The following is a 20,532-nucleotide window of genomic DNA, read 5'->3' on the forward strand; positions in this document are numbered from 1 at the left end:
CGTTTTTATCTTTCCGGAAGGCGCTGAATAAATAAATTTCATCTTCCCCTACCTCGACATAAATCAGTCTATTTGGTTCCGGTTAGGGCTGAATGGTTTACAGTAATAGTGACTGCTGCGTGAGTTAAGCTGAGGGAATAACGATGCAACGTAACTTTTCGGCACTCTGGATTGTCCTGTTTTTATTCGCCGCGCCGCTTCATGCCGAGTCGAAAGTCTACGGAGAACAGCGGATTAGCGGCTGGTGGAATGCGCTGACGGATGATATCTCCCGGACCTGGGAAGAGCCTCAACGTTACGACTTGTACCTGCCGTTCCTGAGCTGGCATGCCCGTTTCATGTACGACAAAGAAAAAACCGACAATTACAATGAAATGCCGTGGGGCGGCGGGCTGGGCGTTTCCCGCTATAACGAAGAGGGGAACTGGAGCGCGCTGTTTGCGATGATGTTCAAGGACTCGCACAACGAATGGCAGCCCGCGATGGGCTACGGCTGGGAGAAGGGCTGGTACCTGGATAATGCCAAAGATTTCCGCCTTGGGCTCGGTGCCGCGGCGGGCATCACGGCGCGCGATGATTTTGCAAACTATGTCCCGCTACCGTTTATCTTCCCGCTGTTTTCCGCCGGGTATAAGCGCGTTACCGTCCAGTTCACCTATATTCCCGGGACGTATAACAACGGCAACGTGCTCTTTGCCTGGCTGCGCTTAGGCTTTTAAAGGGTGATCACCTTTTTTGCCACGGCGTTAGACAATACCAGCATGGAGAAGAGAACAGAGGTAATGAAAGTAAGCACAATCAGCGCCAGCTTCATGCCGAGAGAGGTCACCGGTATCAGCGCCGTCAGCAGATGAAACACCGAATAGTGCACAATGTACACGCCGGTCATCGTTTTGCTGATGGCGGCCAGAATGGACTCCTTCAATTCAGCGTTGCGGCGAAAGCGCACCCCGTTCGCCGCAATCACCAGCGCGATAATCAAAATGTAAATTTGAGAGCCAGTGAGAATAAAGGCGTTTCTGTCCGCCTTGAACAGCGCGAAGAAGAAGTGGCGCTCGTAAAACCAGGTGAAAAGATAGATAAAGGGGATGGCGACAACCGCCGCCCTGACCACATTTTTGCGGCTAATCCACTCGGCAATTTTCGGGTCGCAAAAGAGTTGCCCCGTCAGATAAAACAGCAGCCATGTCCACAGCCGATACTGCGGTGAAAGAGAAAGGACGTGCGTTTCAGGATAGAGCGCCGATAGCAGATCGTATCCGTAGGAAAAGAGCAGCAGGGCGGCAATCGCGCCGCAGAACAGTGCTCGCCGCTGGCTAAGCCACTCAACTGCCGGGTGAAAGGTATAAATCACCATAAAGGCGAACACAAACCAGGGCTGAATCAGATACCCACGCTGATAGGGCTCCCACAGGTAGTAGATCGTTATCCAGAACAGAAAAACAATCACCAGGCTTTTAATTTTACTCAACTGCCAGCGGGTGCCGTGCCGGGACTGTCCGTCGAGATAGCCTGACACCACAAAAAACAGCGGTGTGGCGATGGTCGAGATAAAGGTTAAAAACCCCAGGATCCAGTGATAGTCATAATCATAATGATCCCAGGTGTTGTAGATAGTAAAGAAGGTCACCGCCGTCATACAGCCCAGCGTCTTGATAATGTTCAGCCCTGTCGCATTCATTGTGGTTTGGCTTCGTCCTTACGATGGAAACACGCATAGATAACGGGGAGTACCAGCAGCGTCAGGATTGTAGCAAACCCCAGTCCAAACATAATCACAACGGCCATGCTCTGGAAGAAAACGTCCAGCAGCAGCGGAGCCAGGCCAAGTACGGTAGTGAACGCGGTGAGCAGGATAGGGCGCAGGCGCGAGGTGGCGGCATAAACGATCGCGCTGTGCTGATCCTTTTGCGTTTTCTGCTGTTCGATCTCTTCCACCAGCACGATGCCGTTGCGGATCAGCATGCCGCTCAGGCTCAGCAGACCTATCAGCGCCATAAAGCCAAAGGGAATACCGGTAATTAAAAATCCCGGCGTCACGCCAATCAGCGCCAGCGGTACGGTCAGCCAGATAGCGACGGCATTTTTTACCGAGCTGAACATCAGAACCGTAATCACAAACATCACCAGATACCCGAGAGGCAGCGTAGTGAATAGCCCCTGCTGCGCTTCGCTGGAATTTTCCGCGTCGCCTCCCCACTCAATGCTGTAGCCGTGCGGCAGGGGAAGGGCATCCACCTGCGGCTTCACGCGGGCGAGAATATCGCCGGAGGTTTGCTGGCTCAGCGGATCCGGGTCCGTCTGAACCGTCAGTACCCGCGAGCGGTCGCGACGAAGGATGAGCGGATCTTCCCACTCCAGCGAGAAGCGGCTGACGACGTTACTCAGCGGTATATACTGCTGCCGCGTCTGGCTCCACACCAGCACGTTGTTCAGGTGACTGGCATCGAGCCTTTCGCTTTCCGGGGGCCTCACCACCACTGGCAGCAGGTCGCTGCCTTCCCGATACAGTCCCGCCCGGCTGCCGGAGAAATTCATCTCCAGCGCGTTGTCGACGTCCTGTTTATCCACGCCAAGCTCGCGTCCCAGCGCGGCGGCGTACTGCGGACGGATCACCTTGCTGCGGTTTTGCCAGTCGTTCCTGACGCTGCCCGTGGCCGGGTCGCGCGCCAGAATATCGTCCACCTGGCTGGCAATGAGGCGCAGCCTGTCAGGATCCGAGCCTTTAATACGCACTTCAATGGCGCTGTCGCCGGAGGGGCCAAACATCACCCGTTTCGTGCTGGCGTTGACCTGCGGGTAGTTTCGCGCGATGTACTCATCAACGTGGCGGGTTAAGGGGGAAATGTTACGCTGGTCGTCCATTCTTACCATGATTTGGGCATAGTTGCTGTACTGGCGCTGTCCGCTGTAGGTCAAAATAAACCGCATACTTCCCTGACCGATTGTTGAGACGGTGGTTTCCACGCCCGGCTGGCCGTTAATCGTCTTTTCAATATCACCGGTCATTTTCTCGGTCCATTTGATATCGGTCCCGTAGGGTAACCACAGGTCGACAAAGAAAATCGGCGTATTAGACGACGGGAAAAAATTTTGCCGCACGGCGCCGAAGCCCCAGACAGACGCTGCCAGCAGCGCAGCCATGACAATGAGCGTCGGTGTCTTATGGTGCAGCAGCGTGTTAAGCAGGCGCTGGTAGGCGCGGTAGAGTCGTTTATCGTAAGGATCTGACTCGTCGGTTTTATCGGGCGCGCTGTCGTTTTTAAACAACCACCACTTAATCAGCACCGGCGTGATGGTAAGCGCCGAAAACCAGCTTAGCATCAGGGAAATCAGCAGCACCTGGAACAGAGATTTACAGTATTCCCCGGTGGAATCCTGCGACAGCCCGATAGGCGCGAACGCGAGGATGGCGATCACCGTCGCCCCCAGCAGCGGCAGGGCGGAGCGGCGGATGATATTGTTAACGGCGGTTAACAGCGGTGAGCCCTGCTGTCGGGCAATCAACACCCCTTCGACAATCACGATGGCGTTATCCACCAGCATGCTGAGGGCGATAATCAGCGCCCCGAGCGAGATGCGCTGCAGCTCAATGCCACACAGATACATAATCAGCAGCGTGCCCAGCACGTTGAGCGCGAGAGAAACCGCGATGATTATCCCGCTGCGTACACCCATAAAGATCAGCAGCACGCCAATGACGATCGCCAGCGCCATCAGGAAGTTAATAATAAAACCGTTAACAGAGTGGCCCACTTCGGCAGCCTGATCGTAAAACAGGTCTATCTGTATGCCGGCCGGTTTTTCCGCCGACATCTGGTTTAGCTTCGCCTCCAGCGCGTGGCCCACGTCAATCACGTTCACGCCGGGAATAAACGAGACGCCCATGGTGACGGCTTTTTTACCGTTGGCATGGTAGATACTGGCTGGCGATTCGTTCAGCCCGCGCGATAGCGTGGCGATATCCCGCAGACGCGTCGCCGCCCCGGTGCCGGAAGGCGTGATGATGAGATCCGCCAGTTCATCAAGATTCTCGAATTCACCGGTCGGGTGCAGGCGAATGGATTCGCTGCCGGAGGTGATTTCTCCGGCGCTGGAAACGACGTTAAGCCTGCTGAGCAGGGCGGAAAGCTGGTTCAGCGTAATGCCCCTCGCGGCCATTTTGGTCAGGGAGATATCGATGTTGACCTGTTGGCTAATGGCCCCGCCGATGGCGACCTTCGCGACGCCGGGGACCAGTATCAACTCCCGGCGAAGCTGCTCCGCGTATCTCACCAGTTCAGGATTACTGAATTCATCTCCGGAAATTGCGAAGAAGAAGCCGAACACGTCGCCGAAATCGTCATTCACAAAGGGCGTGACGACGCCGGGCGGGAACTGACGCGAGGCATCACCCACGCGGCGGCGCAGTTCGTCCCAAATCTGCGGCAGTTCGTTCGAGTGATAGCGTGAAGCGATGTTAACGGTGATTTGCGACAGACCGTTTGACGAGATAGAGCTGACGTTATCCAGATAAGGCAGCTGCTGAAGGGCATTCTCCAGCGGTAGCGTTACCTCTTCTTCCACCTGCTGAGCGGATGCGCCGGGGTAGTGGGTGACCACCACTGCGGTTTTGATGGTAAAAGCGGGATCTTCCAGCCTGCCGATATTCAACAGAGCGAAAATGCCCCCGATGCCCAGCAGCAGAATCGTTAGCCAGACGCGAACAGGGTTATTGATAAATTGACGAGAGATATCCATTACAGTCCCCGTTCACGCGTCCAGACACGCACCGGCTGGTTAGCGTGGAGCTCCCCAACGCCTGCGGCCACCACGCGTTCGCCCGCCTTCAGCCCGCTTACGATTACCACGCCCTCGGTACTCACTTGCCCCACGCTGACCTTGCGGTCTTCCAGGTGGAGCGCGTCGCCTTCTCCCGCCACGACCCAGACGTGTGGCTCATTGCGCGGGCTGTTGTCCGGATTAAAGACTGCCTCAACCGGTACGACCAGAGTCTCAGCGCCCGCGCCGGCCGGGAGGTTGCTTAAATTGATGGTCACCGTACCGCTTACGCCGCCGACGGCGGGAAAATCATCTGGTCGCGGCATGGTCAGTATCACCTGCCATGTCAGGGTATTGCTGTCGCTGCTGCCCGAGTGTTCTTTGTAGACGGCGGTAAATTTCCGATCCGGGATGGCGTTAATTCTCACCACGGGGCGATACTGAGCGTTGCGGATATCCAGGGTTTTGAACAGGTTTTCAGGAATACTAAACACCACGTCCAGCAGATCGGTTCGGGTTAGGGTTGCAATGGGCTGACCGGCAGACACAACCTGATGGTTTCGCACGTGCACGCTGGCCGCCGTCCCGCTGAAGGGGGCGACGAGCGTCATCTGATTCAGCTCCTCTCGGGCAATTTGCAGCGCCGCATTCGCCGAATCGCGGTTTGCACGCTGCACGTCCATCTCGGCTTTTGAAATGGCCTGTCGTCCTGCCAGAGTCTGGAAGCGGTCGAACTGCCGCTGGGCCAGCGTCGCTGCCGTTTGTCTGTCGTTAACCCGCTGCTGGGCCTCACGGGCGTTCAGTCTGGCAAGCTGTTGCCCCTGCTTGATGGCTGCGCCCTGACGTATATCGAGCGCTTCAATTTGACCCGCGCGCTTGAAGGAAAGGTCTGTGGCATCGCCCGATTCAATGCGGGCGGGAAAGACGCGCTGCTGGGCGTGACCGGGGACGGCCACCTCCGCCACTTTTACCATTCGCGGCAGGGGGGAGGCTTGCTCCGGTTTCGGGTCGCACGCCGTGAGCGTTAATAAAACGAACGGTAAAAGAGAGAGGTAGCGGTTCACTATATTCCCCTAATAAATAACTGTTTTATTTATTCCGTAGCAAGGGCAGGGGGTGACACTATTCGGCCAGAACAGTGACGACCATATAGGTAAATAAACCAATCGCCGTGCTGGCGATAATGGCAAGCGCAATAAACATACCCAGACGGATCAGGCTTAAACCATACATACATTCCTCCATGAGCCGGAAGCGGTAGCTGACTATGAGCATAGTCGGCGAAAAGATAAATGTTAAATAACCATTATCAGTGGGGAAGCGCTAAACCTGATATTCCTGTGCTACGTTTAATGTTATCCATCTTTTTTTACCGTAGCTGGCATTAAGGGCAACCCCCTGCATTTAATGCGTTTTTTAGCGTCATTCACTCTCGTGTTGGTTATAAAAAGGATGCTCGATATGTATAAAAACATTCTCGTTCCGGTGGATGTCTACGAGACAAGCCTGGCGGATAAAGCGTTGCAGCATGCACAGTTTCTGGCGCAAAGCGCATCGGGTGACATTCATTTGCTGCACGTCATGCCCAAATTTTCAGCCGAGCTGACGCGCGGTTTTATTTCAGATGCGCGCAAAATGGATGAATATATGATTAATAATGCGAAAGAAAAGCTGTCTGACCTGGTTAAAAAATTGAATCTGCCAGAAGAGCGTGTTCATCTCCACGTCCGTAGCGGGAATGTTCGTGATGAGGTTATTAAGCTGGCGGATGAACTTGCTGCTGGCGCGATTATTGTCGGCTCTCGAAATCCAAATATTCAAACCCATTTGTTAGGATCGGAGGCGGCAAGTATTGTGCGTTACGCCCACGTTCCTGTTTTCGTTATTCGTTAATTACATGAAAGCAAGGTGATTTCTGAATAGAACCTGAGGAAGGAACGATGAAAACAGGAAAACCTGAACGTCCGTATTATCAGCAAACCGTTGACGAAACCCTTTCTAATATCCAGTCCACCCTGGAAGGACTTAGCGGCACTGAGGCATCCGCCCGCCTTCAGCAGCATGGTGAGAATGCGTTACCGCAAAAAAAGGGTAAACCCGCCTGGCTGCGCTTCCTGGCGCATTTTAACGATGTGTTGATTTACGTTCTGCTGGTGGCCGCGTTGCTTAAGCTCTTTATGGGCCACTGGGTAGACATGTTTGTGATCCTTGGGGTTGCGATCATCAACGCGCTGATTGGCCATATCCAGGAAAGCAATGCTGAAAAATCGTTGCAGAGTATTCGAAATATGCTCTCCAGCGAAGCCGTGGTGGTACGACAGGGGAATCATGAAACGATCCCCACCACGGCGCTGGTCCCGGGAGATATCGTGGTGATCCGTGCCGGGGATCGTATCCCTGCGGACCTGCGCGTGATTGAGGCGCATAACCTTCGCGTGGAGGAGGCCATCCTGACCGGCGAATCCACCGTTGTGGAGAAAAACAGCGATGCGTTAAGCGGGGAGTTGCCATTAGGTGACCGGTATAATCTGCTCTACTCAGGAACCACCGTCAGCTCCGGCGGCGGTAAAGGCGTGGTGGTGGCAACCGGGGGCGAGACCGAGTTGGGCCACATTAATCAGATGATGTCCGATATTGAAAAGCACCGCACGCCGCTGATGGTGCAGATGGATAAGCTCGGGAAGACCATCTTCATCACGATCCTGGTGATGATGGTGGTGCTGTTTGTCTTTAGCCTCCTGTTCCGGGATATGCCGGTTTCTGAACTGGTGCTGTCGCTTATCAGCCTCGCCGTTGCCGCCGTGCCGGAAGGCCTGCCGGCCATCATTTCCATCATCCTTTCGCTTGGCGTACAGGCCATGGCGCGCCGCAAGGCCATCATTCGCAAGCTGCCCACGGTGGAAACCCTGGGAGCGATGACGGTCATCTGCTCGGATAAAACCGGCACCCTGACGATGAATGAAATGACGGTCAAAGCGGTGATCACCGCTGACACGACCTATCGCGTGGAGGGCGACAGCTACGAACCGGTGGGGAATATTCACCCCGTAGATGACCCGACGCCCGTCAGCGTGACGCAGGGTTCCGTGCTGGAACGCTACCTTCGCACCATCGACCTTTGCAATGACAGCCAGCTGATTAAAGACGAGCAGGGGCTGTGGAAAATCACCGGAGGCCCGACCGAGGGCGCGCTGAAGGTGCTGGCGGCGAAAATCCCGCTCCCGCCGCTTGAGGCGGAAATGCGCAGTAAAATCCCGTTTGATTCGCAGTATAAATACATGTCCACGCTGTACCGGCTGGGCGATGAAGAGGTGATTTTAATCACCGGCGCGCCGGACGTCCTGTTCCGCCTCTGCCATTACCAGCAGACGAATGATGGACTGCAGCCGTTCGATCAGCCTTACTGGGAAGGGAAGATTGAAGAGTATGCCCGGGAAGGGCTGCGCATGGTGGCTGCGGCCTGGAAACCAGCGGCCAGTGGACAGCGCGAGCTGGATCACCCGGACCTTCATGATGGCGTGATCCTGCTGGGTATTGCTGGAATGATGGATCCGCCGCGTCCGGAGGCCATTACCGCCATTGCCGACTGTCTGCAGGCCGGGATCCGCGTGAAAATGATCACCGGCGACCATCCGCAAACGGCAATGAGCATCGGGCAAATGTTGGGAATTGGTAACGCCGCAAGCGCTATCACCGGACGTGAGCTGGAGGCGATGGACGATCGTCAGCTGAGCGACGCCGCGCAGCAGTACGATATTTTCGCCCGAACCAGCCCGGAGGATAAATTCCGCCTTGTACAGGCTCTGCAAAGTAAACAGGAAGTCGTGGGCATGACCGGGGATGGTGTAAATGATGCCCCAGCGCTCAAGCGGGCGGATGTGGGTATCGCCATGGGGATTAAGGGGACGGAAGTCACCAAGGAAGCCGCTGACATGGTGTTAACGGATGACAACTTTGCCACCATTGCCAGCGCGGTGCACGAGGGGCGTCGGGTTTACGATAACCTGAAAAAAACGATTCTGTTCGTTATCCCCAGCAACATCGCGCAGGCTCTGCTGATCATCATCGCGCTGCTGGCGGGGAACCTGATCCCGCTGACGCCGGTCTTGATTCTGTGGATGAACATGGCGACGTCGGCAACGCTGTCGTTTGGCCTGGCGTTTGAAGCGGGTGAGAAGGACATCATGAACCGGCCACCGCGCAAGGCGAATCTCCACGTGATGGACGGCTATGCTATCTGGCGCGTGGTGTTTGTCGGTCTGATGATTGCCATCAGCGCCTTCGTGCTGGAGGCCTGGCTACAGCCGCGCGGCTATTCGGCGGAATTTATCCGCACCGTGCTGCTGCAAACCCTGGTCACCGCGCAGTGGTTCTACATGCTTAACTGCCGCGTTAATGACGGCTTCTCGCTGAGCAAAGGCCTGCTGGCGAATAAAGGGATTTGGATTGTCAGCGGCGTACTGCTGGCGCTACAGCTTCTTATCATTTACGCACCCTTCATGCAGATGCTGTTTGGCACCGAAGCGCTGCCGTTCCGCTACTGGGTCATCACCTTCTTGATTGGTTTTGTGATGTTCCTTATTGTCGAGGCGGAGAAAGTGCTGACGCGCCGGTGGCGCAAAACCGAGGCGTGATAGCGTAAACTGAGAAAGCCTGCCTGAGTCCAGGCTTTCTCTTTTGTGAGCACAGGAAATTATGATGCGACTTACCTGGTTCGTCCTTACGCTGTGTGCCGCTGTTCCCAGTGCGTTTGCCGTAACCTATACCCTACCGCCGGAAGGCAGTCGGCTGGTGGGAAACCCGATTATCATCACCGTTCCCGAGCGCAATACGTTACCGCTTGAGGCCTTTGCCGCACAGCACGGGCAGGGGCTAAGCAATTTGCTGGAAGCAAACCCGGGCGTGGATCCTTTTTTGCCCAAATCCGGCACCCGACTGGTGATTCCCCAGCAGCTGATTTTGCCCGACACCGTCCGCGAGGGGATTGTGGTGAACGTGGCGGAAATGCGTCTCTACTATTACCCGCCGGGCAGCAATACGGTGGAAGTGTTGCCCATCGGCATCGGTCAGGCCGGGCGCGAAACCCCGCGAAACTGGGTGACGGCGGTTGAGCGAAAGCAGGAAGGGCCAACCTGGTCACCTACGCCGAACACGCGCCGCGCCTATGCGGCAGAGGGGAAAACGCTTCCGGCCTTCGTGCCCGCCGGGCCGGATAACCCGATGGGGCTGTATGCGATTTATATCGGCAGGCTGTATGCCATTCACGGCACAAACTCGAATTTCGGCATCGGGCTGCGGGTGAGCCAGGGCTGTATTCGCCTGCGTAACAACGACATCAAATACCTTTTCGATAATGTCCCCGTAGGCACCCGCGTGCAGCTTATCGATCGGCCCGTTAAGGTGACCACGGAGCCGGACGGCAGCCGGTGGGTGGAGGTTCACGAACCGCTGTCGCGTAACCGGGTGGAATTTGAATCGACCCGAAAAGTGCCTCTTCCTATTTCGGCCGCGCAGCGAACGCAGTTGATAAACGAGGGCGCGGGCGCTGAACTGGAACGGCGGTCGGGAATGCCGGTTAAGGTAGGGATGTGAAGGCATTGTGCGGGCTGTTGCCCTCATTCCATCCCTCTCCCACGGGAGAGGGCGCACACTAAAAACGGCAACAAGGTTGCCGTTATGCATTTACCTTGCGCAGAAAAGCAAAAAGCCTGCTATAAAAGCAGGCTTTTCAAATTTGGCTCCTCTGACTGGACTCGAACCAGTGACATACGGATTAACAGTCCGCCGTTCTACCGACTGAACTACAGAGGAATCGTGTGAACGGGGCGCATATTATCGACCTGCGTTCGCCTTGTCAAAGGGTGGATCAACGCCTTTTGATCGTTTGCTGACAAAATCGGCAAAATGCTGTTTTTGACAGCGGAATGCACCGCTTTGGTGCGGGTATACCTCTAATGGGGCAGATCATAAACTGCTGTTTCAGTAATAAATCCCCCCTCCATGATTAGGTTTCCTTATTTTCAGGCGCTTAGCGAACAATTCAGACCGCACGGTAAAAGTGGCATTCATATTGCAAAACCTGTTCAACAACGACAGCCGGTTACGGCACAGCATTTCGAACAGGGGGCAAAATGAACTTAAGACGACTGAAATACTTCGTAAAAATCGTCGATATCGGCAGCCTGACTCAAGCGGCAGAAGTGCTGCACATCGCGCAGCCTGCGCTGAGCCAGCAGGTGGCTACTCTGGAAGGCGAGATGGATCAGCAGTTACTGATCCGCACCAAACGCGGCGTTACGCCAACGGAAGCAGGAAAGATTCTGTATACCCATGCCCGCACGATCCTGCGTCAGTGCGAGCAGGCGCAGCTTGCGGTGAACAACGTGGGCCAGACCCTGAGCGGGCACGTTTCTATTGGGCTGGCGCCGGGAACGGCGGCGTCCTCTATCACCATGCCGCTGCTGCAGGCCGTGCGCGCTGAGCTTCCGGAAGTGCTGGTTTATCTGCATGAAAACAGCGGTTCTGTACTGAACGACAAGCTGCTCAACGGCCAGCTGGACATGGCGGTTCTTTACGATCGCTCCCCGGTTGCCGGGATCACCAGCCAGCCGCTGCTGAAGGAAGATCTCTACCTCGTGGGCACCCGCGACTGTCCGGGCCAGAGCGTAGATCTCACCGCCGTGGCAGAGATGAACCTCTATCTGCCGCGCGACTACAGCGCCGTGCGCGTGCGCGTGGACGAAGCGTTCTCCCTGCGACGCCTGACGGCCAAAATCATCGGCGAAATTGACTCAATCTCCACGCTCACCGCAGCTATTGCCAGCGGGATGGGGGTGACGGTTCTGCCGGAATCCGCCGCGCGCTCGCTGTGCGGTGCGGCAAACGGCTGGATGGCGCGGATCACCACGCCGTCGATGAGCCTGCCGCTGTCGCTGAACATGTCCGCTCGCGGCTCGCTGTCGCCGCAGGCGCAGGCGGTAAAAGAGATTTTGATGTCGCTGGTCAGCAAGCCGTCGCTTGAGAACCGTGAGCTCCAGCTCGTGAGCTGATATTCCATAAAAGCATAAGATGCTGGTTTTTATTATTTGTTCTGCAGCGCAGCTGACTCTAACAATAGCGTTATGTCAGATGCGCCGGAGTGAATCGTGAATTTCCAGCAACTTAAAATTATCCGTGAGGCGGCCAGGCGGGACTACAACCTGACCGAGGTCGCCAATATGCTTTATACCTCTCAGTCCGGCGTCAGCCGCCATATCCGCGAGCTGGAAGAGGAGCTGGGCATCGAAATTTTTATCCGTCGCGGCAAGCGCCTGCTCGGCATGACGGAGCCCGGTAAAGCGTTGCTCACCATCGCTGAGCGGATCCTCAATGAAGCCAGCAACGTGCGTCGCCTGGCGGATCTCTTTACCAGCGACGCCTCCGGCGTGCTCACCATCGCCACCACCCACACCCAGGCGCGCTACAGCCTGCCGCCGGTGATCAAAGCCTTCCGCGAACTTTTCCCCGACGTCCGCCTGGAGCTTATCCAGGGCACGCCGCAGGAAATTGAAGGGCTGCTGCAAAACGGTGGGGCGGATATCGGCATTGCCAGCGAACGCCTGAGCAACGACCCGCTGCTGGTGGCCTTCCCCTGGTTCCGCTGGTACCACAGCCTGTTGCTCCCGCTCGATCATCCGCTGAATCAGGTTTCACCGCTGACGCTGGAAGACATTGCGAAATGGCCACTGATCACCTACCGCCAGGGCATAACCGGACGCTCGCGCATTGATGAGGCCTTCAACCGCAAAGGGCTAACGCCGGACGTGGTGCTGAGCGCGCAGGATTCTGACGTGATTAAAACCTACGTCGAGCTGGGTCTGGGCATTGGCCTGGTGGCTGAGCAGTCCAGCGGTGAACGCGAGGACGGAAACCTGGTGCGCCTGGATACGCGGCATCTGTTTGACGCCAACACCGTGTGGCTCGGCCTGAAGCGCGGGCAGCTGCAGCGTAACTATGTGTGGCGTTTCATTGAGCTGTGCAATGCCGGTCTGTCGGTGGACGAGATCAAACGCCAGGTGATGGAGCCGGAAGAAGTGGCGATTGATTATCAGATTTAGGTGCTGGCTTGTCCGTTAGCGCTGCGCTGGCCGAATCAGGGGGCAGGGATGTCGTCACTTATTGTAAGTGGTGGGGACATGCTGCTGCATCAACTCAACGATCCAGTCAATAAAAACGCGCAGCCTGGCGTTGACATGACGGTTCGGCGGAAATGCCAGGTACAGGGGCATTGGAGCAATACGCCAGCGTTCAAATAGCGGAATCAAGGCACCACGAGCCTGATGGGCTGCCGCCATATAGGCCGGCAGCGCAATCACGCCTAATCCCGCGAGCCCAGCTTCGAGGTAAGCATTGCCATCATCTACCGCAAGCACATAGCTGCCCGTGATTTCAATACGTTCACTCTCACAGCGCAGTACCAGAGGATCAATTTTACCGGTGCGTGAGGAAAAGAATCCCACGATGCGATGGGCCGTATTTTCCAGCTCTCGCGGATGCGCAGGGGCGCCAAGGCGTTCCACATAGCTCGGTGCGACGTAAACACCGATAGGCAGATCGCCGACATGGCGCGCGATCAGGGACTGGTCGCTGATTTCACCGCCCCGCAGGACGCAATCCACGTTATCTCCGATCAGATCCACCACCCGGTCACTCACGCCCATATCGAACTGGATATCAGGGTAGCGCGCGTGAAAAGCCGGTAGCGCGGGAACCAGCACCAGGCGGGCGAGGGGCGTGGGCACATCTATCCGTAGCCGTCCCCGGGGCGTCATCGCCGCACTGGACAGGCTGTTTTCAGCATCTTCCATATCCGCCAGCAGGCGGATGACGCGCTCGTAGTAGACCGCGCCATCAGGCGTGACGCCAAGCCTGCGGGTGGTGCGATGGAGCAGCTTGACGCGCAGGCGCGCTTCCAGCTGCTGAATAAGCTGCGTCACCGTGGTTTTGCTCATATGAAGCGTTTGGGCAGCCTTTGTGAAGCTGCCTGCCTCCACCACGCGAGCAAAGGCGCGCATCGCATCAAAACGATCCATCCCTTGTCCTCTCTTTTCACCGATTGTTTGGATATTACAAACAATGATGGACAAAGTCGCTTGTTTATCCGCCGGATCTGCCATCTGTAAAGTGTCTGTATGTTCACCGGGCAGATTTCGCCCCATTGTAAAGGTACAAAAATGACAACACGCGAAGCAGTTTTTCCCTTCGGACGCCAGGCACTTTATGAGCGCAATCGGTATTCACCCGCCATCAAATCTAACGGCTTCCTGTTTGTTTCGGGGCAGGTGGGTAGCCGGGAAGATGGCTCGCCTGAGCCCGATCTAAAAGCGCAGATCCGGCTGGCGTTCGATAATCTTAATGCTGTTCTCACGGCTGCGGGCTGCACGTTCGATGACGTGGTTGACGTTACCCTTTTTGTCGTCGATCCCGAGTCAAACCTCGACGCTATCTGGAGTGTCCTGCCAGAATATTGGGGGGAAGCGCCTTACCCTACGTTGACCGGGATCGGCGTGACGTGGCTGTACGGATTCCAGTTTGAGATTAAGGTGATTGCCAGGCTACCCTGAGCGTTACGGGTCTTTCCGACGGTCAAAACAAGACAGAGGAAAATTTATGAAGGCAGCGGTTTATGACGTGAAAGGCGCTCCCGGCGTCCTGCAATATGTCGATGTTCCGGATCCGGTCACAGGGCCTGACGATGTCCTGATTTCTGTCGAGGCTATCTCGATTGAAGGGGGAGATCTGATCAACCGCCGCTCAACTCCGCCGCCTTTTCCTTCATGGATCGTCGGCTACGCGGCCGCGGGCACGGTGGTTGCCGTCGGGTCAAAAGTCCGTAGCCGCAGGGTGGGAGACAGAGTGACTGCTTTTAGCATGCAGGGATCGCATGCGGAACGTTGGGCTGTGCCTGCGGAACGAACCTGGTTTATACCAGACGGGGTGGATGCAGCAGAAGCGGCGGTGGTACCGATCTCCTTTGGAACAGCACATCACTGCCTCTTCACGCGAGGCATGCTCCGGCACGGAGAAATCGTTCTGATTCAGGCAGCAGCGGGTGGCGTGGGGCTCGCGGCCGTTCAGCTTGCTTCACAAGCTGGCGCAACGGTCATCGCCGTGGCAAGCGGAACGCAGCGAAGCAGCCGGTTGCTTGAACTTGGTGCCGCTCATGTCGTGGATCGTGTAGAGAATAACGTCGTGGACAGTGTCCGGGAGTACACCCATGGCGCCGGCGTTGACCTCGTCATCGATCCGGTGGGGACAACGTTGCCTAACTCGCTTGCTGCACTCGCGCCGGAAGGACGTCTCGTTTTCGTTGGTAATGCGGGCGGTGGCAGCCAGCCGACTTATGGCCGGCAATGCAGTCTAACCAGACGCTCATGGGGGTATTCATGGGCCCCCTTTTTGAAAGGCCTGAGGTTCGGGCAAGCGTTGACGAAATATTGCAGGCTATAGCAGCAGGGCGCATCCGGGTTGTCATTGACCGCATCTTCCCCCTGGCTGACGCCGCCGCAGCCCACGAATACGCCGAGACAGCGAAACCGCTTGGCCGCATCGTTATGAAGCCGTGAGGGGGAAGCCCCAAACTGACCTCATAATTCTCCCGATGCGGAAGCCGCCTCGCATTTCGTTTATCCGATCCGCCATAATCCTTTGAACCGCAAAAACTGTTTTCTATTATCTATCTTCTTAGTGACGCAATTTGTTCCTACCGCACTGCTCTTCGATGGATAACGGCTCTCTGCCCACTTAATTACGAAAAGGAAATCACCATGAATCAGATGAATAATTGTGCATATCCCTCCATGAATGTTATATTAAAATATAATATTAGGAGGTGCGCTATGTATAAAACTCGCCTGAAAAAGGTCGGCGGATCCATCATGTTGGCGGTTCCTCCCGCCGTGCTGAAAACGCTGGAGCTGTCGACGGACAGCGAAGTTGGCATGACCATTAACAATGGCTGCCTGATCATTGAACCCCAGAAACGGCCTCGTTATTCGCTCGAGGAGCTACTGGCGCAGTGCGATCCGCACGCTGAAATGAGCGAAGAGGATCGAGAATGGATTCATGCGCCTGCGGTAGGCAAGGAGATCCTGTAAATGGACAGAGGGGAAATCTGGCTTGTTTCGCTGGATCCAATTGCAGGCCACGAACAAAGTGGAAAACGTCCGGTACTCATCGTGTCGAAGGCATCGTTTAACAAGCTGACCCGGCTACCGGTAGTAGTTCCCGTCACCAGCGGCGGAAACTTTGCTCGCACGGCAGGTTTCACCGTTTCACTGGAAGGGGCGGGGACAAAAACAACGGGCGTTATTCGCTGCGACCAGCCCAGAACCATTGATATGGCTGCCCGGAACGGCATGCGGCTGGAACGCATACCTGACGCCGTTGTAAATGAAGTGCTTGCCAGGCTGGATGCGATTCTGAGTTAACATCAGAGACGCAGAAAAGCAAAAAGCCTGCTATAGAAGCAGGCTTTTCAAATTTGGCTCCTCTGACTGGGATCGCCTTTGCCAGTAACTGGCTAATAAAAAGCCAAATCTTAATCAGCTACCTGTCAAGACCACCAGAATGACCACTACTTCTTTATAACCTCTTTGTGCCGGTGGTAAACGCCTGATCTCACACCTGTGGTGATATCGGATATTTGTGTTCGATGTGACTTATGTTAGTGGTTACTGCGCCGTGCAACATCTAAAACGAAAACATCAATTAAACCACGGAGATCAGCCTGTAATACTGCTTCAATACTAATTTTAAGATCCTGAGCGGTTTTAATTCCGTGGGCTTTGCGGCCAGCAACGGTTTCGCTTTCTCCAAACCATATAACAAGAAAGATACCTTGCTGTTCGGCATCAGGGTGAATGGAATAACGGTCATAGAGTTGAGCTGAAGCGGCAGAATATAACTCTCTATGCCACTGCCCTTTGACTTCCGTAACCAGCAACCGCCTTCTTCCGCCAATTAATTTTGCTGCTGTGAAATCGCTCCTGTTTTTCCCTTTCAACTGATGCTCTGGAGTTATAGCGATGCCCTGAGGCTGAAGTCTTAAATTCAGACGTTCTGCAATAATCTCTGTGGATTTTACCTCATCAAGGCGGTCATTTTTCTCATAGAAGCGATCTACGGAGTTAAACTCCCCACCATCAATTGCTTTCTGGAAATCATTAAGCTCCTGAATCACTATCTGACGCAGGCCTTCAACTGTAACCACTGAGTCACAATCCAGGCGTTGGACTATTTCGTTCGGCGTAGGTGGTTCAAAATCCCTGAGCGCCTTTTTTCTGATCTGATCGGCGTTTATGCTTTGCAATTCCTTATGTAGATTGGTGATTCGTGGATCATTAAGGAGACGGTTCAGCACCGGTATTGCAATATCGGGTTTGTCCGAGTTAATTGACCAAATCAAATCAGTCAAAAAGCGGTAGGCTTTCTCTTCTTTAGGGCTATCACTACCCCAGCTATTAGGTAGATCAACATGCGGCCAGTGTTCAATAAAAGCGTCTAAAATGGCTTCAACCTTCATGGAGGTAAGTTCCGGCCAGGCACGGTACTCACTTCGACCCATGCGCTCGGAACGTTCATAAAAATGCAGTAAATTATTTTTGTCGGATTTTAGCCATACCCAATAATTATCAGTAATATTCTCCATAAAGTAGAACTCACGTACCATCCAGAAAATTCGCTTCCGTTCAATATCGTCATTTTTTGTAGAATTGGGTTGTTCTGACATCATCTCTGAGCATTGCTCTGCAATAACCCCTTTTAAATCTTCACGATCGCCGTATTGAGCAGCAATTTCAAAAAGAGTATCAACAGAGTCAAGGGATAAATCAGTAAAACGACGAAGCCACTCAATGGAAAGTTTGGCCCGTGAATGACTGAAGACCTCTTCTCCACTTAACATCCAAATTTCAGGGTGAGGGCATGGTTGAGCGAGTTGGGGTTCAACATACTGTCGGAGATATTTTTCAGCACTTTCACTATCAGGAAAAATGAGGCGGTCGATTTCAGTTTGTAGCGCATCACGTTCTTCCATCGAAACTGAGTCATATCCCATATGTATGTTAGTTCTTAACGCTGTAAGCAACCCGATATTGACGCATTCAAGATTACCTTCTGCACGTAGAATCTCCAGACAAGCTGCATATAAGATCGTCTCAGAATGCTTGTATTTAGATTCACATTGCAGGGTCGCCAGTTCACGAAGTGTGGGAACCTCGGGAGTAATAAAATCCAGGCAATTTCTTAAAGCATTCCGAACCAGTTTTTCGTCACCAAATTCTAATTCAATCCTTTCCGGATGCATGAGTACGAGTTCTGCAAAACGCAACAGACATTGCAAGTGACGACCGCTCTCAACAATATCTCTGTTTTCATTAACAAATTTTATGTTTTTAGCATGAATTTCTCGTTGTTTTTTGTCATGGCGTTTCCTGCTTCGGCTATGTCTGAATTTCCATAACTGGTTCTCCTGCTCGGATAATTTCATTGCATTGTTGTATCGGGCCCATTCGCGCATAAATGCGGGTTTGGAAAGGGCGTGCTGACGCATTTGCGTCCGCAAATCATCAGAACATTGGTCTTCTTTGTTTTTGTAACGTTGATGGTTGACGAGGAAACTCGCCCACAGGTCAACGTTATCTGTTTTAAACGCCAGATTGAGGATGAATTTATAGTCATTTCTCCATAAAAGAAGGCCTGAATGTGAATGTAGGTTTCCGTCAAATTTCCATACTCTTATGTTAAATATCGCGTTACGATCCGTTAAAGGCCCAAATACATAGGTAATGATCCCCTGACGAAGCGTTTCATTTTCCCGAAGCACCTGTACCGATTTGCTTTGATCGGGTTGGCATTGACGATGAAAATTGAGATTACCTATCCATTGCCAGATCCTCACAGGGTCAAGCGGTGCTTGAGTTAGTTCAAAATAGCGATCGACCATTGAACCTACGATCTTGCTTATTCCATTGCGACAATCACACTCATAGGATTTTTTCCCACAATGGCAATGAAGATTATGGGTTAATTCGTCCAGAAGAAGTTCAAGAGTATGCTGTGAAAAACAGGAGATTAGCTTCTTAATAAAATAACGAGTGCCTACCACTCTTTCAAAGTGTGCTTTGTGATCGGGATAGAGGTTCGCACAGACACGGAAGAATCCAGAGAGATATGTGTGGTTAAATTTTTCTGGCCCTGTGACTTTGATAATATTGGCTGCAATATTGAGTGAAATATGACTGGCTTCGAAAATTAATACGGCTAAAGCGCCAATGAAATCGTATTCTTTGACATTGAGTAAGCATCTGCTTGCTAATGTACGAATATGTTCAGACTCGTTTGTGTTTAACGTAAGTTGGCTCAATTCAGGCACCAACTGACTGTTTACCAGAGAGCCTGCTAGAAGCTCTAAAATTAAATTACGTAAATGGCCATTATTACCCATCGTTAATAGAGGCTTTATTTCTTCAACAACATCTTGCGTGAAAAAACCAGCCGCGCTGAACCGGCGCCAGAAATCGCTCCGACGAAAGTAAGGGTCAGCGGCTTCAATCTCTTTGAGTCGATGAAGAAGTTGTCGTTTCGACGAGCGTTCAAGCTGTGATGGATCGCCGTTTGCGAGCACCGCATAGGCGTCAAGATCAATAATGGATTCCTGTACCGACCTGTTGCCTAGTGCCGCCATCCACCCGAGCAGACCTCTCAACTCATCTCTGGCAGTACCATTCGGTGCAATAATAGGCAAGCACTTTGCTAAAGTGAGAACATCTACAGGGTCGGCTATTCGTTTAATCAGATAATCCGCTGCGCAGTATTCAGCGACGATCTTGTGGACCGGACGGTGCTGGTCTTCATTATCCCCAGGTTTGAAAAGCTGAGTGGACAATATGTCGTAACAGGCAGTACTGCCACTAAACAACGCTGGCAGCATGGGATACATCCGGTTTGCTGACGCATCGGTGGTACAAACTCCTTCTGCGCCCGACAATAGAAGTTTGGTATAAATCTCGGCAGAAAGTGAAATCTTCTGCGCAACTGAAAGAGATACAGAGGCTTTTGGGATATCTGGGTTGATTTCCTTAGCCAGTCGTTCTACCGCTAAAGTAAAAATTGAACGTTTGTTAGCAAATTGCCTGCCACTTTCTAAATAGGCATCGATGAACATTTTCAGAAACTGAGGGTTTGGTAACAACATTTCTAAACTAAACCGTGTTACTTCGGTCTGGAATGCAAAGAAGTCTTCTTCTGGCGCATGGTGCTTAAAGATGGCGTGTTGTTCGACTTGATCGAACTCTCTCAGCCTCACAACCATCGGGGGGAAACCAAGAAATTTTTCAAAAATACCGGTAGATGCCTGTCCCCATTCGCTTGACCTGCTAGACATGATTACGCGAGTCGGCTTTGATGTTCTGGTATGCGCAAGAAGTTTATGAATACCTGATTGATCGATCCTAGCGACTTCATCAACGGCGTCAATTATCAGCGGGCTATTTTCTTTGTCTGCTCCCACGTAGGCAAATACACTAGCATTTAAGACTGAAGTGTTCAATTTATGAGCAAGGCTCTTCATCAGCTCCGTTTTTCCACCGCCTGGTTCTGCTAACACAACAATATGCGTTGATGCAGCCAGCAACTCTGTCTCTGTGTACGTCTTGTCACCGTGTGTAAAATTACGTTCAAGATAGAAGGTTGAATTCATAGTTACAAAATACTTCGTGTTGAATAGCCCAA

General features: G+C 53.4%; 16 protein-coding genes and 1 tRNA gene. 11 read left to right on the forward strand and 6 right to left on the reverse strand.

Going from position 1 to position 20,532, the window contains the following annotated elements:
• Positions 1 to 143 precede the first annotated feature (143 nt).
• Positions 144 to 719, forward strand: a complete 576-nt coding sequence (gene pagP / locus OSH03_RS08325; RefSeq protein WP_151413146.1) for a lipid IV(A) palmitoyltransferase PagP — start codon at positions 144 to 146, stop codon at positions 717 to 719.
• On the opposite strand, the gene OSH03_RS08330 is transcribed toward pagP, so the two are convergent.
• From OSH03_RS08330 to OSH03_RS08340, 3 genes are read right to left on the reverse strand one after another with little or no spacing between them, the layout of a single operon-like run.
• A complete protein-coding gene (locus tag OSH03_RS08330; RefSeq protein WP_266178800.1) occupies positions 716 to 1,681 on the reverse strand; it encodes an acyltransferase in 966 nt (321 codons plus the stop codon). The two genes, pagP and OSH03_RS08330, sit on opposite strands and share 4 nt — an antisense overlap.
• Positions 1,678 to 4,740 (reverse strand): efflux RND transporter permease subunit, encoded by a 3,063-nt coding sequence (locus tag OSH03_RS08335; RefSeq protein WP_266178801.1) that lies wholly within the window; start codon positions 4,738 to 4,740, stop codon positions 1,678 to 1,680. The genes OSH03_RS08330 and OSH03_RS08335 overlap by 4 nt, the downstream gene beginning before the upstream one ends.
• On the reverse strand, positions 4,740 to 5,825 hold the full coding sequence (locus OSH03_RS08340) for an efflux RND transporter periplasmic adaptor subunit (RefSeq protein WP_266178802.1): 1,086 nt from the start codon (positions 5,823 to 5,825) through the stop codon (positions 4,740 to 4,742). Before OSH03_RS08340 ends, OSH03_RS08335 begins: the two co-directional genes overlap by 1 nt.
• 397 nt (positions 5,826 to 6,222) lie before the next feature.
• Between OSH03_RS08340 and OSH03_RS08345 the strand changes: the two genes are divergently transcribed.
• The 3 genes from OSH03_RS08345 (at position 6,223) to ldtA (ending at position 10,353) form a co-directional block, all read left to right on the forward strand.
• The gene (locus tag OSH03_RS08345; RefSeq protein WP_151413143.1) at positions 6,223 to 6,654 is read left to right on the forward strand and encodes a universal stress protein; all 432 of its coding nucleotides are present in this window, start codon (positions 6,223 to 6,225) and stop codon (positions 6,652 to 6,654) included.
• A gap of 47 nt (positions 6,655 to 6,701) precedes the next feature.
• Positions 6,702 to 9,395: a cation-transporting P-type ATPase gene (locus tag OSH03_RS08350; RefSeq protein WP_266178803.1), complete on the forward strand. Its 2,694-nt coding sequence runs from the start codon at positions 6,702 to 6,704 to the stop codon at positions 9,393 to 9,395.
• Positions 9,396 to 9,456: 61 nt separating this feature from the next.
• A complete protein-coding gene (gene ldtA / locus OSH03_RS08355; RefSeq protein WP_061097723.1) occupies positions 9,457 to 10,353 on the forward strand; it encodes a L,D-transpeptidase in 897 nt (298 codons plus the stop codon).
• A gap of 143 nt (positions 10,354 to 10,496) precedes the next feature.
• Here ldtA and OSH03_RS08360 read toward each other — a convergent pair.
• A tRNA-Asn gene (locus tag OSH03_RS08360) sits at positions 10,497 to 10,572 on the reverse strand.
• A 320-nt stretch (positions 10,573 to 10,892) separates the two neighbouring features.
• On the opposite strand from OSH03_RS08360, the gene nac reads away from it, so the two are divergent.
• Both nac and cbl read left to right on the forward strand, forming a co-directional pair.
• Positions 10,893 to 11,810: a nitrogen assimilation transcriptional regulator NAC gene (nac, locus tag OSH03_RS08365; protein WP_028013742.1), complete on the forward strand. Its 918-nt coding sequence runs from the start codon at positions 10,893 to 10,895 to the stop codon at positions 11,808 to 11,810.
• Positions 11,811 to 11,906: 96 nt separating this feature from the next.
• On the forward strand, positions 11,907 to 12,857 hold the full coding sequence (cbl, locus tag OSH03_RS08370; protein ID WP_151413141.1) for an HTH-type transcriptional regulator Cbl: 951 nt from the start codon (positions 11,907 to 11,909) through the stop codon (positions 12,855 to 12,857).
• A 54-nt stretch (positions 12,858 to 12,911) separates the two neighbouring features.
• On the opposite strand, the gene OSH03_RS08375 is transcribed toward cbl, so the two are convergent.
• A complete protein-coding gene (locus OSH03_RS08375; RefSeq protein WP_266178922.1) occupies positions 12,912 to 13,832 on the reverse strand; it encodes a LysR family transcriptional regulator in 921 nt (306 codons plus the stop codon).
• Between the two features lie 141 nt (positions 13,833 to 13,973).
• Here OSH03_RS08375 and OSH03_RS08380 point away from each other — a divergent pair, with 141 nt between their 5' ends.
• The 5 genes from OSH03_RS08380 to OSH03_RS08400 all read left to right on the forward strand — a co-directional run bounded on the left by OSH03_RS08380 (position 13,974) and on the right by OSH03_RS08400 (position 16,229).
• Positions 13,974 to 14,363 (forward strand): RidA family protein, encoded by a 390-nt coding sequence (locus tag OSH03_RS08380; RefSeq protein ID WP_266178804.1) that lies wholly within the window; start codon positions 13,974 to 13,976, stop codon positions 14,361 to 14,363.
• 46 nt (positions 14,364 to 14,409) lie between these two features.
• Complete coding sequence (locus OSH03_RS08385) at positions 14,410 to 15,249, forward strand: quinone oxidoreductase family protein (protein ID WP_266178805.1); 840 nt, start codon at positions 14,410 to 14,412, stop codon at positions 15,247 to 15,249.
• Positions 15,186 to 15,365 (forward strand): zinc-binding dehydrogenase, encoded by a 180-nt coding sequence (locus OSH03_RS08390; protein WP_266178806.1) that lies wholly within the window; start codon positions 15,186 to 15,188, stop codon positions 15,363 to 15,365. Before OSH03_RS08385 ends, OSH03_RS08390 begins: the two co-directional genes overlap by 64 nt.
• A gap of 273 nt (positions 15,366 to 15,638) precedes the next feature.
• On the forward strand, positions 15,639 to 15,896 hold the full coding sequence (locus OSH03_RS08395; RefSeq protein WP_266178807.1) for an AbrB/MazE/SpoVT family DNA-binding domain-containing protein: 258 nt from the start codon (positions 15,639 to 15,641) through the stop codon (positions 15,894 to 15,896).
• The gene (locus OSH03_RS08400) at positions 15,897 to 16,229 is read left to right on the forward strand and encodes a type II toxin-antitoxin system PemK/MazF family toxin (protein ID WP_036112097.1); all 333 of its coding nucleotides are present in this window, start codon (positions 15,897 to 15,899) and stop codon (positions 16,227 to 16,229) included.
• A gap of 236 nt (positions 16,230 to 16,465) precedes the next feature.
• Here OSH03_RS08400 and OSH03_RS08405 read toward each other — a convergent pair whose 3' ends face one another.
• On the reverse strand, positions 16,466 to 20,500 hold the full coding sequence (locus OSH03_RS08405; protein WP_266178808.1) for an NACHT domain-containing protein: 4,035 nt from the start codon (positions 20,498 to 20,500) through the stop codon (positions 16,466 to 16,468).
• Positions 20,501 to 20,532 lie beyond the last annotated feature (32 nt).

This window comes from Enterobacter nematophilus (genome assembly GCF_026344075.1).
Classification (GTDB): domain Bacteria; phylum Pseudomonadota; class Gammaproteobacteria; order Enterobacterales; family Enterobacteriaceae; genus Enterobacter; species Enterobacter nematophilus.

Excerpts from the sequence above, each read along its gene's own strand:
- pagP (WP_151413146.1), top strand. The coding sequence starts at position 144 with ATGCAACGTAACTTTTCGGCACTCTGGATTGTCCTGTTTTTATTCGCC.
- OSH03_RS08330 (WP_266178800.1), bottom strand. The coding sequence starts at position 1,681 with ATGAATGCGACAGGGCTGAACATTATCAAGACGCTGGGCTGTATGACG.
- OSH03_RS08335 (WP_266178801.1), bottom strand. The coding sequence starts at position 4,740 with ATGGATATCTCTCGTCAATTTATCAATAACCCTGTTCGCGTCTGGCTA.
- OSH03_RS08345 (WP_151413143.1), top strand. The coding sequence starts at position 6,223 with ATGTATAAAAACATTCTCGTTCCGGTGGATGTCTACGAGACAAGCCTG.
- OSH03_RS08350 (WP_266178803.1), top strand. The coding sequence starts at position 6,702 with ATGAAAACAGGAAAACCTGAACGTCCGTATTATCAGCAAACCGTTGAC.
- ldtA (WP_061097723.1), top strand. The coding sequence starts at position 9,457 with ATGATGCGACTTACCTGGTTCGTCCTTACGCTGTGTGCCGCTGTTCCC.
- nac (WP_028013742.1), top strand. The coding sequence starts at position 10,893 with ATGAACTTAAGACGACTGAAATACTTCGTAAAAATCGTCGATATCGGC.
- OSH03_RS08375 (WP_266178922.1), bottom strand. The coding sequence starts at position 13,832 with ATGGATCGTTTTGATGCGATGCGCGCCTTTGCTCGCGTGGTGGAGGCA.
- OSH03_RS08380 (WP_266178804.1), top strand. The coding sequence starts at position 13,974 with ATGACAACACGCGAAGCAGTTTTTCCCTTCGGACGCCAGGCACTTTAT.
- OSH03_RS08385 (WP_266178805.1), top strand. The coding sequence starts at position 14,410 with ATGAAGGCAGCGGTTTATGACGTGAAAGGCGCTCCCGGCGTCCTGCAA.
- OSH03_RS08390 (WP_266178806.1), top strand. The coding sequence starts at position 15,186 with ATGGGCCCCCTTTTTGAAAGGCCTGAGGTTCGGGCAAGCGTTGACGAA.
- OSH03_RS08395 (WP_266178807.1), top strand. The coding sequence starts at position 15,639 with ATGTATAAAACTCGCCTGAAAAAGGTCGGCGGATCCATCATGTTGGCG.
- OSH03_RS08400 (WP_036112097.1), top strand. The coding sequence starts at position 15,897 with ATGGACAGAGGGGAAATCTGGCTTGTTTCGCTGGATCCAATTGCAGGC.
- OSH03_RS08405 (WP_266178808.1), bottom strand. The coding sequence starts at position 20,500 with ATGAATTCAACCTTCTATCTTGAACGTAATTTTACACACGGTGACAAG.